Source organism: Streptomyces sp. NPDC055815 (genome assembly GCF_053616475.1).
In genome coordinates, this window is sequence record NZ_JBSHDU010000056.1 from 1 (window position 1) to 14482 (window position 14482).

The 14482-nt window shown below is 74.3% G+C and carries 10 protein-coding genes; 5 read left to right on the plus strand and 5 right to left on the minus strand.

Annotated features, from left to right (window positions below):
• Both ACWGN5_RS29285 and ACWGN5_RS29290 read right to left on the minus strand, forming a co-directional pair.
• A partial coding sequence (locus ACWGN5_RS29285) for a DUF5682 family protein (RefSeq protein ID WP_453520684.1) occupies positions 1 to 1829 on the minus strand: 1829 nt, incomplete at its 3' end.
• Positions 1830 to 2074: 245 nt separating this feature from the next.
• The gene (locus ACWGN5_RS29290) at positions 2075 to 3232 is read right to left on the minus strand and encodes an ATP-binding protein (RefSeq protein WP_453520609.1); all 1158 of its coding nucleotides are present in this window, start codon (positions 3230 to 3232) and stop codon (positions 2075 to 2077) included.
• A 117-nt stretch (positions 3233 to 3349) separates the two neighbouring features.
• On the opposite strand from ACWGN5_RS29290, the gene ACWGN5_RS29295 reads away from it, so the two are divergent.
• Together ACWGN5_RS29295 and ACWGN5_RS29300 are read left to right on the plus strand one after the other, a co-directional pair.
• A complete protein-coding gene (locus ACWGN5_RS29295; RefSeq protein ID WP_453520612.1) occupies positions 3350 to 4693 on the plus strand; it encodes an SWIM zinc finger family protein in 1344 nt (447 codons plus the stop codon).
• 104 nt (positions 4694 to 4797) lie between these two features.
• Positions 4798 to 6516 (plus strand): DUF5691 domain-containing protein, encoded by a 1719-nt coding sequence (locus tag ACWGN5_RS29300; protein ID WP_453520614.1) that lies wholly within the window; start codon positions 4798 to 4800, stop codon positions 6514 to 6516.
• Between the two features lie 197 nt (positions 6517 to 6713).
• Here the strand turns inward: ACWGN5_RS29300 and ACWGN5_RS29305 are convergent, their stop codons facing one another.
• Positions 6714 to 7121, minus strand: a complete 408-nt coding sequence (locus ACWGN5_RS29305; protein ID WP_041130843.1) for a cobalamin B12-binding domain-containing protein — start codon at positions 7119 to 7121, stop codon at positions 6714 to 6716.
• Positions 7122 to 7423: 302 nt separating this feature from the next.
• Here ACWGN5_RS29305 and ACWGN5_RS29310 point away from each other — a divergent pair, with 302 nt between their 5' ends.
• Complete coding sequence (locus ACWGN5_RS29310) at positions 7424 to 8263, plus strand: lipase family alpha/beta hydrolase (RefSeq protein ID WP_453520618.1); 840 nt, start codon at positions 7424 to 7426, stop codon at positions 8261 to 8263.
• 222 nt (positions 8264 to 8485) lie between these two features.
• Complete coding sequence (locus tag ACWGN5_RS29315) at positions 8486 to 10063, plus strand: M23 family metallopeptidase (protein WP_453520621.1); 1578 nt, start codon at positions 8486 to 8488, stop codon at positions 10061 to 10063.
• Positions 10064 to 10135: 72 nt separating this feature from the next.
• On the opposite strand, the gene pcrA is transcribed toward ACWGN5_RS29315, so the two are convergent.
• Both pcrA and ACWGN5_RS29325 read right to left on the minus strand, forming a co-directional pair.
• Entirely contained in the window at positions 10136 to 12583 is a 2448-nt protein-coding gene (gene pcrA / locus ACWGN5_RS29320) for a DNA helicase PcrA (RefSeq protein ID WP_453520624.1), read from the minus strand.
• Positions 12584 to 12662: 79 nt separating this feature from the next.
• Positions 12663 to 13016, minus strand: coding sequence for a hypothetical protein (locus ACWGN5_RS29325; protein WP_453520626.1), 354 nt, complete (start codon positions 13014 to 13016; stop codon positions 12663 to 12665).
• A gap of 355 nt (positions 13017 to 13371) precedes the next feature.
• Here ACWGN5_RS29325 and ACWGN5_RS29330 point away from each other — a divergent pair, with 355 nt between their 5' ends.
• Entirely contained in the window at positions 13372 to 14481 is a 1110-nt protein-coding gene (locus ACWGN5_RS29330; RefSeq protein ID WP_453520628.1) for an NlpC/P60 family protein, read from the plus strand.
• The last annotated feature ends 1 nt before the right edge of the window (position 14482 follow it).

Genomic DNA, 14482 nt, shown 5'->3' on the forward strand with positions numbered 1-14482 from the left:
GGCTCTGCGGGTGCGGCGGGCGTGGCGGGAGCGGCGGGCGTGGCGGGGGCGGCGGGCGTGGCGGGTGCGGCGGGCGTGGCGGGGGCGGCGGGCTCGGCGGAGTGGTCCTGGAGGAGGGCGATCGACGTGTGGACCGCGTCCAGGCGGTCCCGCATCGCGGTCGCGGCGTCCGCGTCCAGGCCGGCGCAGGCGGGCGGCAGGCCGACGCAGATCCGCTCGGCGAGCCCGGCGGCGACCCCGCCGAGGGCCGCCGTGCCCGTGCCGCGGACGTCGCCGTAGCGCAGGGAGCGGGCCAGGGCCGGCAGGGCCTCGGCGAGGTGGGCGACGTCCGTGTCGAGCGCGGCGCGGTCGGCGAGGGCCCGCATGACGACGGGCAGGGCGTCGGCGAGCCCGGCGAGGAGGCACTGCTCGGCGAGGGCGGTGATGTCGGTGAGCGCGGTCGCGGCGAGGGCGCGGGACTCGGCCCTTGCGGTGGCGGCGGCCTCGAGGGTGGTGCCCCAGACGCCGGCCTCGGCGACCTGGACGTGCAGCTCGGGCTCCCAGCGCAGCCGCCAGGTCTCCCGGAAGGTACCGGTGCCGGCCCGTCCGGCGGCCGGCTCGCCCCAGTGGACGCCGAGGAGCCGCAGCCGGTGCAGCAGGCGGCTGCGCTCGCCGTCGGTGTCCTTGCGGAGGTCGAGGGCGAGCTCACGCTCCTGGGCCTCGGGCTTGAGGCGCAGGGTGCGCTGACGGCGGGCCAGATCGCGCTGGAGGGGTACGGCGGGGGCGGCGGCGGGGACCTCGCCGAGGACGTCGCCGACGACGAGCCGGTCGCGGACGAGGCCGAGCGGCACGTCGGAGCCCTCGCAGAGGACGGCACGGACGGCGTCGGTCGTCTCGTCGAGGCCGGGGAGCGGGCGGCCGCGCAGGGCGGCGAGGGTCTCGGCGAGCCGGACGGCCTCGATGACGTGGGCGGAGGAGACGGGATGGTCCTCGGCCCTGAGCAGGCCGGCGACCTTGGTCATCCAGCGTTCGACGGGCCGGTCGGGGGCGGCGAACAGGTGCCCGTACCAGCCGGGCGCGTCGATCCCGGCGCCGTAGCCGGAGCGGCGGGCGAGCCTGCGGTGGGTCCAGGGGACCCAGGTCAGCTCGGTCTTCGCCCGGGGCAGGCCCTTCAGGAGGGCCTTGTCGGCGGCGACGGTGGTCCTGCGGGTGAGCGCGGGGACGTGCCAGGCGCCGCAGACGACGGCGACGGAGTCCCCGAACTCCTTGCGGGCGGCGCGCAGCCGGAGCCGCATGTGCGCCTCGCGGACGAGGTCGCGGGGGTGGCCGCCGTGCCCGTACGTCTCACGGAGGGCGCCCATGGCCTCGGCGAGGGCCTCGAAGGGGGCGGTGGGGTCGCCGTCCCCGCGCAGCTCGACGACGTCCTCCCACCAGCGCTCGGCGTCCTCGTGACCGGCGGTCCTGGCGAGCTCGGCGACCGGGTCGATCCGCAGGCCGCTCCCGTTCACCTCGCCCTCCCCGTCGCTCCAGGTGGGGTCGGCGGCGGCGAGGGTGTGGGCGGCGGGCAGGTCGATGAAGCGGACGGCGGCGCCGTGGTCGAGCGCCCAGCGGATCGCGACCCACTCGGGCGAGAACTCGGCCATCGGCCAGAACGCGGCCCGCCCGGGGTCGTCCACGGCGTGGGCGAGCAGGGCGACGGGCGGCCGCATGCCGGGATCGGCGGCGAGCCGCACGAGGGCGTCGGCCTCGGCGGGCCCCTCGACGAGCACCGCGGCGGGCCGCACGGCCTCCAGCGCGGCCCGCACCCCCCGAGCGGACCCGGGCCCGTGATGCCGCACCCCGAGCAACAGGGGCCCGGCGTCGGGGACACGACCGGGTAGGGCGGGGCCGGCCGCGGCGGATCCGGGTACGGCGGGTCCGGGTACGGCGGGTCCGGTCGCAGCGGGTCCGGTCGCGGCGGGTCCGGTCGCCTCGGGCCCTGCTGCGGCGGGTCCGGTGGCGACGGCCTCGGTCGACACGGGCCCGGCCGCGGCGGGCGCGTCCCCCCGGTCGGTTTCCCGCGCGCGGGGCGTTTCCGGCACCGTGCCCGTGGGGGTCACGCCGTCACCTCGCGGCAGGCGCGGTAGAAGTCCTTCCAGCCGTCTCTCTCCCGTACGACCGTCTCCAGGTACTCCTGCCAGACGACCCGGTCGGCCGCCGGGTCGCGGACGACCGCGCCGAGGATGCCGGCGGCGATGTCGGCGGGGCGCAGGACGCCGTCGCCGAAGTGGGCGGCGAGGGCGAGTCCGCCGGTGACGACGGAGATCGCCTCGGCCGTGGAGAGCGTCCCCGAGGGCGACTTGACCCTCGTCCGGCCGTCGGCGGTCACCCCGTCCCGCAGCTCGCGGAAGACGGTGACGACCCGGCGGATCTCGTCGACGCCGTCGGGCAGGACGGGCAGTTCGAGGGAGCGTCCGAGCTGTTCGACCCGGCGGGCGACGATGTCGACCTCGTCCTCGGGGGTCGCGGGCAGCGGGAGGACGACCGTGTTGAAGCGGCGGCGCAGGGCGCTGGAGAGCTCGTTGACGCCCCGGTCACGGTCGTTGGCGGTGGCGATCAGATTGAAGCCGGGGACGGCCTGCACCTCCTCGCCCAGTTCGGGGACGGGCAGGGTCTTCTCGGACAGGATCGTGATGAGGGTGTCCTGCACATCGGCGGGGATGCGGGTGAGTTCCTCGACGCGGGCCGTCTTGCCCTGGGACATCGCGCGCATCACGGGGCTGGGGACGAGCGCGTCCCCGCTGGGGCCGTGGGCGAGGAGCCGGGCGTAGTTCCAGCCGTACCGGATGGCTTCCTCGGGCGTGCCGGCGGTGCCCTGGACGAGGAGGGTGGAGTCGCCGCTGACGGCGGCGGCGAGGTGCTCGGAGACCCAGGTCTTCGCGGTGCCGGGGACGCCGAGCAGGAGCAGCGCCCGGTCGGTGGCGAGGGTGGTGACGGCGACTTCCACGATGCGGCGCGGTCCGACGTACTTGGGCGTGACGACGGTCCCGTCGGGAAGTGTGCCGCCGAGGAGGTAGGTGGCGACGGCCCAGGGCGAGAGGCGCCAGCGGGCGGGCCGGGGGCGGTCGTCGGCGGCGGCGAGGGCCGCGAGTTCATGGGCGAAGGCGTGCTCGGCGTGCGGCCGCAGGGCCTCGGCGGCGGTCTGCGGCCGGCCCGGTCCGGTGTCCGTCTCGACACCGGAACCGGGCTTCGCGATGGTTTCGGGCACGGGCATGGATCCCCCTCCAGATCGTTCGACCTGCTGTGCGATCCACCGTGCACCATGCCACTGACAATCGGATGTCACCGCTGGTCAGGGGCGTTGTCAGTGGCGGCCTCTACCGTCGAGGACATGAATGGCATGGGGGTGCGCCGGACGGCTGATCAGGTGCTGGCACTGGCTTCTGACGAGGCGTCGCGCAGAGCGGGGAGGGAGCTCGGCACGGCCGGGCCCTGGCAGGAGACGGGGTGTGGGGACGGCGCCGTCTGGGGCCTGTGCAAGGGCAGTGGAAGCACGCCGTACCGGACGGTCGTCGACACCACGGGCCCGGCGTACTCCTGCGGTTGCCCCAGCCGGAAGTCCCCCTGCAAGCACGCGCTGGGCCTGCTGCTGCTCAAGGCGGCGGACGGGATCGCCGCCGAGGACGCCGCCGCGCCCGACTGGGCCGCGCAGTGGCTCACCGGGCGCCGGGCCCGGGCCACGGGCGCCCGCCAGGCCGCGGAGGCGGCCCCGGGGGCGCCGGCGGACCCGGAGGCGGCGCGCCGCAGGGCCGAGCGCCGGGCGGCCCGGATCACCTCGGGCGCACAGGAGTTGGAGCAGCGGCTCGCCGATCTGCTGCGCGGCGGCCTGGCGGCGGCCGGGCAGGCGGGGTACGGGCTGTGGGAGGAGACGGCGGCCCGCATGGTCGACGCCCAGGCGCCGGGGCTCGCCGGGCGGGTCCGGGAGCTGGGGGCGATACCGGGCTCGGGGCCGGGCTGGCCCGTGCGGCTCCTGGAGGAGTGCGCGCTGACCCACCTCCTCGACCGGGCCTGGCTGGCGGCGGACCGGCTGCCCGCCCCGCTCGCGGCGACGGTACGGACCCGGGTGGGCCTCACCGCCCCGGCCGACGGCGTCCCGGTGCGCGACCACTGGCTGGTCCTCGCCCAGTACGACGCGGGGGACGCCCGGCTGACCACCCGTCGGATCTGGCTGCACGGCACGACGACCGGCCGCACCGCGCTGCTGCTCTCCTTCGGCGCGGCGGGCAGGGCGCCACAGCTCGCGCTCCCCGTGGGCGCGCTGCTCGACGGCGAACTGACCCCGCACACCGGCTCCGGGCAGGTGCGGGCGGAGCCGGGCGAGCGGTTCGTCCCGGTCGCGGGCCCCGTCGCCCCGCCGGCGGGCGGACCGGTCGGCGCGGCGCTCGACACGTACGGCCGCGCGCTGTCCGAGGATCCGTGGCTGGAGTCCTGGCCGGTGACGCTGACCGGGGTCGTCCCGGCCCGTGCGGAGTACGGCTGGCAGCTCGCCGACGCCGACGGCCGCGAGGCGCTGCCCCTGACGCCCGCCGCCCAGTCCCGGCCCGGCCTCTGGCGCCTGCTCGCCCTGTCGGGCGGCGCCCCGGTGACGGTCTTCGGGGAGTGCGGGCACCGGGGGTTCACGCCGCTCGCGGCCTGGTCGCCGGAGACCCGGGGGGAGACGGTCCCCCTCATATGACGCGCCCTCACACAAGGCCGACCCCGGTGGCACCCACCACCACTCACCTGACGCCCACCCGCGAAGGACCCGACCACCGCGCACCGGCCCACGGGAGGAGCCCGATGGACACCACCACGACCACCTCCACCACGCCCCCCGCCGACGACGCGGCCTGGGACGAGCTCGTCAGCTCGGCGCTGCTCGGCACGGACCGGCGGCCGCCCGCCGGGCTCGCCGGCCCGACGGCGCCCCGGGACCTGCCGGGCGCGCTGCTCGACGCGGCCGCGCTGCACACCGTACGGCGCAGGGCGGGGCTGCGGCCCGGGCCCGCCGCACCGCTGCCGGACCCCGCGCCGGAGGACCCTCGCACGCCGCTGCCCGAGGCCGCCCGGCGCCGGCTCGACCAGCTGCTCGCCGACCGGGCCGCACCCTCGCCCGCAGGGCGGCGCGGGGCCACGCCCGACCTGGCCGAGCTGCTCCCCCAGTGGCTGGCCCTCGCCAACCGGCACGGGTACAAGGCCTCCCCCGCCGCCCTGCCGGCGCTGCTCGACGCGGCCAGGGCCCGCACCGATCTGCGGCCCCAGGCCTTGCGCCTGGCGGGTCCGCGCGGTCTGTGGCTGGCCCGGCTCAACCCGGAGTGGAGGTTCGCGCTCAGGGGCACGGGCGCGAGCGGCAACCTCCCTTCCGCTCAGGACCCGGAGGGGGTCCGCGCCCTGTGGGACGAGGGGCTGTTCGCCGAGCGGGTCGCCCTGCTCGCCGCCGTACGGACCGAGGACCCGGCCGCGGGTCTCGCGCTGCTCGCCTCCACCTGGTCCGCCGAGCGGGCGGAGGACCGGCTGATGTTCCTGGACTCGCTGCGGACCGGACTCTCCGACGCCGACGAGGAGTTCCTGGAGGAGGCCCTCGGCGACCGGAGCCGTAATGTCCGGGCCACGGCGGCCGAGCTGCTCTCCGCCCTGCCGGCCTCGGCCCTCGCGGGCCGGATGGCGGTGCGGGCCGCCACCTGTGTCGGCCTGGACCGTACGGCCCCGGTGCCGACGATCGCGGTCGAGACCCCGCACGAGTGCGACGCGGCGATGCAGCGGGACGGTCTGGCCGCGACGCCTCCGGCGGGCCGGGGCGAGCGTTCCTGGTGGCTGGGCCAGCTGGTCGAGGCCGCGCCGCTGTCGTCCTGGCCGGCCAGGTTCGGGGGCCGCACCCCGGAGGAGATCGTGGCGCTGCCGGTCGCCGACGACTGGCAGGGCGAACTGCACGCGGCCTGGTGCCGGGCGGCCGTGCGGCAGCGGGACCCGGCCTGGTCGCGGGCGCTGCTCGGTGCCCCCTCGATCCCGCCCGCGACGGGCCCCGGCACCTCGTCGCTGGCCGAGCGGGCCCAGCTCCTGTCGACGCTGCCCGTGGAGGAACGGGCGCGCTGGGTCGCCTCGTTCGTCGCGGCCCATGGCCTCTCGGAGGCGTTCCAGCTGCTCGGCGTCTGCGCCGTCCCGTGGGCGGAGCCGCTGGGGGCGGCGGTGATCGACGCGCTCGACATCGCGCGGGAGGCGGGCAGTTACCCGTGGAGCTTCAGCGGGGTGATGGGCCTGGCGGAGCGCTGCCTCGCCCCGGAGGCGGCACGACAACTGGAGTCCCTGACGGCCCGCCCCGACGAGGCGGAGGACCATTCCCCCGGCGCGGGCGACTACTGGGCGGAGGCCTTCCAACGCCTGGTCTCGACCCTACGCCTCCGAGCCTCGATACAAGCCGAACTCACACCACAGCCAGGTGATTCCGTACCGCCACGGGACTCGATACCGCCACGGGACTCCGTACCGGCACCGCACTCCGTACCGCCGCAGGACTCCTGAGGCGCCGGGCCGCCCGGAACCACCCCCGCCCAGGGCGGTGACCCCGGGACGGAGACCCGGCGGACGGAGATCCCGCGGCCAGAGGCCCCGTGGACGGAGACCCCCGGGCAGAGACCCCGGGACGGAGCCCCCGGAACGGCGACAGGGCCCCCGTTCAGGAGGGCCCCGTCGTCACCTGCAGCGCACCGCGCAGCGGATCACGCGGCGACGCGGACGTTCGCGTTCACCCAGTCCACGATCGACGCGGTCGTCGCGCCCGGCGTGAAGATCTCCGCGACGCCCTTCTCCTTCAGCGGCGGGATGTCCGCGTCGGGGATGATGCCGCCGCCGAAGACCTTGATGTCCTCCGCGTCGCGGTCCTTGAGGAGCTCCAGGACCTTCACGAAGAGCGTGTTGTGCGCTCCGGAGAGGATCGAGAGACCGATCGCGTCGGCGTCCTCCTGGATCGCGGTGTCGACGATCTGCTCGGGCGTCTGGTGGAGCCCGGTGTAGATGACCTCCATGCCGGCGTCGCGGAGCGCCCGCGCGATCACCTTGGCTCCGCGATCGTGGCCGTCGAGACCCGGCTTGGCGACCACCACGCGGATCGGACCGCTCACACCCATGACTGCCTCCACATGCGACCCCCGCGCCTCATTGCCGGGGAGGTGAACGAACGTTATCTCCAGCATCCCGCACCGGGCCGTTTCGCGGTGGCGACCGAGGGGGAAATCACACGTGGGACATGTTCGCTCTGCGCCGTCCCCGCTCACGGGCCCTCCTCCTGGGCCCACCAGCCGCGAGCGGGGCCGGTCGCGAAGGGAGCCGCGACGAGGTCGCCGCGCCCCCGTGCCGCCGTCCGTGCGGCGCGGGGGCGCGGCGGACCGGCGTACCGTTCGCGCCCCGCGTGCCGTTCGGGAGGCCGGCCATGGAGCTCGGCAAGGTCACCGCCCTGATGAAGGCCACCGCGCTGGAAGTCGCGATCCTCACCGGCCATCTCGTCCTCTACCCGTACGGGATCGTCGCCGAGCGCGTCTCCCCAGCCCCGGACCCCTCCGCGGACCCCACCGCGGACCCGACCGCTCCGGCCGCGACGATCGCCCCGGGCAGCCGCCCGGTCGTCCTGCTGCACGGTTTCGTCGACAACCGTTCGGTCTTCGTCCTGCTGCGCCGCTCCCTCACCCGGCACGGCCGTGACTGTGTCGAGTCGCTCAACTACTCTCCGCTCACCTGCGACCTGCGGGCCGCCGCCGAGCTGCTGGGCCGCCGGGTGGACGAGATCCGCGCCCGTACGGGGCACGACGAGGTCGACATCGTCGGGCACAGCCTGGGCGGGCTGATCGCCCGCTATTACGTGCAGCGACTGGGTGGTGACGCCAGGGTGCGCACCCTGGTCACGCTCGGTACCCCGCACTCCGGCACCACGGTGGCGCCGCTCGCCGACGCGCATCCGCTGGTGCGGCAGATGCGGCCCGGTTCGGAGGTGCTGCGGGAGCTCGCCGAGCCCGCGCCCGGCTGCCGGACGCGGTTCGTGAGCTTCTGGAGCGATCTGGACCAGGTGATGGTGCCGGTGGAGACCGCCCGCCTCGACCATCCCGACCTGCTCGTGCACAACGTGCGGGTGAGCGGGATCGGTCATCTCGCGCTGCCGGTGCATCCGACGGTCGCCGCCGGGGTCCGCGAGGCCCTCGACGCCGGCGGTCCGGCCGCCTCCGGAACGGGGGACGGGACGCGGGAAGAGGGGTCGGGCGCCACCTCCGTGGCCTGATCGCACGACACCGTTCTTCGAACGTTCATCGAACACAAGGCCAAAGCTCTCCACCCGACCTGGCAAAAGACGGTCGATTGCCCGTTTCCTGTGGGCCCAAACCCCTCCGAAGATTGTCCGCCGCACGTACCGCCGGGTACAGTCGCGCCACTGCTTACCCCCGGGACACCCCTCACGGGCCCGCCCCGGACTGGTCCTGCTGCCGAGGCGAGAGAGACGTTGGTGAACGACCAGCACCCCCACGCCGGGTACGTCGGAGACGGCGCCCACACCACCGGCAGCTTCGCCATCGATCCGCTGTTCGGCGCCTACCCCGGCGGTCAGGCCGACCACAGCGGTCAGTGGGACCTCGGCCAGTACGCGGCCACCGGCACGTACGCGACGACGACGCAGTACGACACCACCGGGCAGTACGGCACGACCGGCCAGTGGGACACCACGGGCCAGTGGAACGCCGCCGCCGGCTACGACGCCACCGGCACGTACGCGACGACGACGCAGTACGACGCGACCGCGGCGCAGTACGACACCACCGGCCAGTGGGACGCCTCCGCCTGGACCGAGGCCCAGCACACCGGCCAGTACGAGACCGCCCACGCCGGCGCGTACGCCGCCCAGGGCACGTACGGGTACGAGGCCTACGACGCCACCGGCCAGTGGGCCGCCCCCGCCTTCGCCACCGAGACCGGTGCCTTCGACGCGACCGCGTGGAACCACGCGACCCCGGAGCCCGAGCCGGTCGTCCCCCAGCAGTACACCCCGCACACCCCGCAGGCCGAGCACACCGCCGAGTTCGCCTTCGAGTACGTCGCCGAAGAGACCGACGAGAGCTACGCCCCGGTCGAAGGCCTGGCCGATGCCGCGGAGCCGGAAGCCCTCGGATCTCTCGAAGACGGCGAGGACGACGGCTACGAAGGCCAGGAAGGCTACGACGGCTACGACAGTTACGAAGCCGACGACCTGACGGTCGACGCGCCCGCCGTCGAGCTCCGTGCCGACGCGCCCCTCGCGGGCCGCTCCGTACGGCGCTCCTCCGGCGGCAGCCGCGGCCGTCGCCGTACCCCCGCCAAACGCTCCGCGCTGCTGACCGTCGCCGTCCCCTCCGCCTGCGTCATGGGGGTCGCCGGCATCGCCGCCGCCTCCGTCGGCGGCCTCACCGGCCCCAACACGACCGGCGGCCAGAAGGACGACACGACCGCGCTCGCCGCCGCCGACCCGGCCTCCGTCAAGCCGGTCGCCGCCAACAGCGCCCTCGACACCCAGCTCGCCGCGCTCAGCGCCGACGCCCGTGACTTCGGCGACCGCGCCAGCCGCACCCAGGAGCGCATCGACCTCCGCGCCCGCCAGGCCGCCGAGAAGAAGAAGCGCGAGGAGGAGGCCGCCCGCAAGGAGGCGCTCCGCCCCAAGTTCCTGCTGCCGGTGAAGCTGCACCAGCTCAGCGCCCGGTTCGGTCAGGCCGGCGTCAACTGGATGTCGCTGCACACCGGCATCGACTTCCCCGTGCAGTACGGGACCCCCGTGATGGCCGCGACCGACGGCACCGTCCGTACGCAGTGGAACAGCGCCTACGGCAACATGGCGATCGTGACCGCCCCCGACGGCACCGAGACCTGGTACTGCCACCTGAGCAGCACCAAGCTCCGCTCGGGACACGTCAAGGCCGGCGACGTCATCGCGTACTCCGGCAACTCCGGCAACTCCACCGGCCCGCACCTGCACTTCGAGGTCCGGCCCGGCGGCGGCTCCGCGATCGACCCGCTGCCCTGGCTCCGCAGCCACGGCCTCGACCCGACCGGCTGAGCCTTCCCCCGCACCCGTACGAGAAGGGCCCCCGGCAGCTTTCCGCCGGGGGCCCTTCTCGCATCCGTCCCGCTACAGCTTCTCGACCGGCGCGTACCGCAGCAGCAGCCGCTTCGGCTTGTCGTCGCCGAAGTCGATCGTCGCCTGGGCGTCCGAGCCCGCACCGGTCACCGCCGTGACCGTGCCGAGGCCGAACTGGTCGTGCGTGACCCGGTCGCCGACCTGGAGGGAGATCACCGGCTTCTCGCCGGCGCGCCGGGTGGCGAAGCCGGAGGGGCCGGAGCGCGCGCGGGAGGAGGAGAGCGAGGAGGTGATCCCCGAGGTCGGCCCGGCAGGCTTCGCCATTGGACCGGTCCGCTTCCACTCCAGGTACGTGGGCGGGATCTCCTCCAGGAAGCGCGAGGCCGGGTTGTACGAGGGCTGGCCCCAGGCGCTGCGCATCGACGAGCGGGTGAGGTAGAGCCGCTCACGCGCGCGCGTGATGCCGACGTACGCGAGGCGCCGCTCCTCCTCCAGCTCCTTCGCCTGCCCGAGGGCGCGCATGTGCGGGAAGACGCCGTCCTCCATGCCGGTGAGGAACACGACCGGGAATTCGAGGCCCTTGGCGGTGTGCAGGGTCATCAGGGTGATGACGCCCCGGCCCTCCTCGTCCTCGTCCGGGATCTGGTCGGAGTCGGCGACGAGGGCGACCTGCTCCAGGAACTCGGCGAGGGTCGCGGGCTCTTCGCCGCGCTCCTGCTCGAACTCGAGGGCGACGGCGGCGAGTTCCTGGAGGTTCTCGATCCGGGTCTCGTCCTGCGGGTCGGTGGAGGCCTGGAGCTCGGCCAGGTAGCCGGTCCGCTCCAGGACGGCCTCCAGGACGACGGCGGGTCCGGCGCCGGACTCGACGACGGTGCGCAGCTCGTCCATGAGCGCGTTGAACCGCTTCACCGCGTTCGCCGACCGGGCCGCCATGCCGTATGCCTCGTCGACCCGCTTGAGGGCCTGCGGGAAGGTGATCTTCTCGCGCAGGGAGAGGGCGTCGATCATCGCCTCGGCGCGCTCGCCGATGCCGCGCTTGGGCACGTTGAGGATGCGGCGCAGCGGCACGTTGTCCTCGGGGTTGGCGAGGACCCGGAGGTACGCCAGGACGTCCCGGACCTCCTTGCGCTCGTAGAAGCGCACGCCGCCGACGACCTTGTAGGGCAGTCCGACGCGGATGAAGATCTCTTCGAAGACACGGGACTGGGCGTTGGTCCGGTAGAAGACGGCGACGTCCCCGGCCTTGGCGTCGCCCGCGTCGGTGAGCCGGTCGATCTCGTCGGCGACGAACTGGGCCTCGTCGTGCTCGGTGTCGGCGACGTAGCCGGTGATCTGCGATCCCGCGCCCGCGTTCGTCCACAGGTTCTTGGGGCGGCGGGACTCGTTGCGCTCGATGACGGCGTTGGCGGCGGAGAGGATCGTCTGGGTGGAGCGGTAGTTCTGCTCCAGGAGGATCGTCGTCGCGTCCGGGTAGTCCTCCTCGAACTGGAGGATGTTGCGGATGGTGGCGCCGCGGAAGGCGTAGATCGACTGGTCGGCGTCGCCGACGACGCACAGCTCGGCCGGGCCGAGGTCCTCGTAGCCGGTGCCGACGAGCTCGCGGACGAGGGTGTACTGGGCGTGGTTGGTATCCTGGTACTCGTCGACGAGGACGTGGCGGAAGCGGCGGCGGTAGTGCTCGGCGACGTCCGGGAACGCCTGGAGCAGGTGGACCGTCGTCATGATGATGTCGTCGAAGTCCAGGGCGTTGGCCTCGCGCAGCCGTGCCTGGTACATCCGGTACGCCTCGGCGAGCGTCTTCTCGAAGCCGTCGGCGGCCTGGTCGGCGAAGGTCTCCTCGTCGATCAGCTCGTTCTTGAGGTTCGAGATCTTGGCGCTGAACGACTTCGGCGGGAACTTCTTCGGGTCGAGGTCCAGGTCCCGGCAGACCAGCGACATCAGCCGCTTGGAGTCGGCGGCGTCGTAGATCGAGAAGGAGGACGTGAAGCCGAGCTTCTTGGACTCTCGGCGCAGGATGCGGACGCAGGCGCTGTGGAAGGTCATGACCCACATCGCGTTCGCCCGCGGTCCGACGAGCTGCTCGACGCGCTCCTTCATCTCGCCGGCGGCCTTGTTCGTGAAGGTGATCGCCAGTATCTGGCCGGGGTGCACGTGCCGCGTGGCCAGGAGGTGGGCGATGCGGTGGGTGAGGACCCGGGTCTTGCCGGAGCCGGCGCCGGCCACGATGAGCAGCGGGGTGTCGGTGTGGACGACGGCGGCGCGCTGCTGCTCGTTCAGCCCCTCCAGGAGCGCGGCGGCGTCCACGACGGGCCGGGGGTGGCCGTCGCGGTAGTGCGTGTCCCGGGCGGGCGGGGGCGCGTCGAAGTGCTCCCCGAAGAGGTCGTGCGGGACCTCCTCCGTGGCAGGCGAGCCGTGCTCGTCGTCCTCGGGGTGGGGCGGGGGCTCCTCCGAGTGGTTCTGGAGGCCGGCCAGGAAGCTGTCGTCAAAGAGGCTGCTCATCGCCTCACGAGTCTAGGACGCCCCACCGACATCCGGGCCCGCCTTCGGGACCGTCTCTGTGGAAGGCCTCACACGGGGCTCAGACCCAGAGGGTCGCGATGAAGATGTTCGCCATGGTCAGGCCGCCGACGGCGCCGAAGAGGCCCTTGTCGATCCGCTCCTCGTCCCGCTTGACGTAGACGAGACCGAGGATCACGACGAGGATCGCCAGCTTGATGCCGACCTTGAGGTTGTTCACGGTCTGGTCGTCGGCCTGGTTGAGGCCGACGAGCGCGACGCCCGTGATCAGCATGGTCAGCGCGCCGTGCAGCATCGCGGGGCTGAAGCGGGCCGTACCGGCGCCCATCGCCTTCATCTGGGTGAGGAAGCCGCCGAGGAGGGAGGCGATACCGATGATGTGCAGGGCGACGAAGACATTGATGAGTACGTCCATGGGGCGGAGCCTAACCGGGGCTTTAGCACCCCTCTCCGGCCGGGTCCACTCACCGCGCCGCTTCGGTCGGACGGCCGCCGGAATGATCCCCGCGCCTCACTCTGCGCGAACTCCAGGCGAAAGAGATCGGTCCCCGACACGTCAACTGAAGCCAATAACGGTCAACTCCCCGTCCGGCCGTGACCCCAGGTTTAGCGTCCTCCACCAGGTGACCGGCTCCCCACCACCGCCGGCGATCCGGCGGCTGTCGGTCACCCCCGCCGAGAAAACCGGCGGCGGTCCGTCTCCCCTGTGCGGCCCGCCGTCGGCCCGGCGGGCACCGTCCCCCTCAGGGAAGAGGATGTGACCCGCCCTCGTGGCAGCGCACCGGAAGTCCAAACAGTCCCCCCTCGGCGGCTCGGCGGCCCGTACCGCCGCCACCCTCGCCCTCGCCTCCGCGGCGACGGCGACGCTCTTCGAAGGGTCCGGCCACGCGGACCCCCGGCCCACCACCGCCGAGGTCAAGGCGAAGGTCGACCGGCTCTACGAGGAGGCCGAGGTCGCGACCGAGCGGTACAACGGGGCGAAGGAGAAGGCCGACGAGGCCCGCGCCGCCTTCGACCGGCTGCGCGACGAGGCCGCCCGCAGGACCGAGCGGCTCAACACCGCCCGGGACGCCCTCGGGACCATGGCCGCCGCCCAGTACCGCACCGGAGGGCTCGACCCCGCGGTGCAGCTCGCCCTCACCTCGAACCCCGACCAGTACCTGGAGCGGGCCGCGCTCGCCGAGAAGGCCGGAGACCGGCAGGCGGCCGCCGTCACGGCCGTACGGCGCGAACTCGCCGCGCTCCGGCAGCTCCGCGGCGAGTCGGCCGGGAAGCTGACCGCGCTGCGCGGGCACGAGGCCGAGCTGCGCCGGCAGAAGACGGCCGTGGTCGCCAAGCTGACCGAGGCCAGGACGCTCCTCGCCCGGCTGACCGAGGAGGAACGCGCACGGTACGAGGCGGCCGCCGCGACCCGCGACGGCTCCGGCGCCTCGACCCGGACCGACGGCCCCAACGGCACGTCCGGCGGCTCCCCCACCGTGCGGGCCGACCGCTCCTCGGGCGGCGAACGCGGGCCGGTGACCGCCCCGAACGCCCGGGCCGCCGCAGCCATCTCCTTCGCCCACGCCCAGCTCGGCAAGCCGTACGTATGGGGGGCGACGGGCCCCTCCGCCTACGACTGCTCCGGCCTCACCCAGGCCGCCTGGCGCGCGGCCGGCATCTCCCTGCCCCGCACCACGTACACCCAGATCAACGCCGGACAGCGGGTCTCCCGCTCCCAGCTCGCCCCCGGCGACCTGGTCTTCTTCTACTCCGGCATCAGCCACGTCGGGCTCTACATCGGCGGCGGCCAGATGATCCACGCCCCCCGACCGGGCGCCCCGGTGCGGATCGCCCCCATCGACGAGATGCCCTTCGCCGGAGCGACCCGCGTCGGCTGAG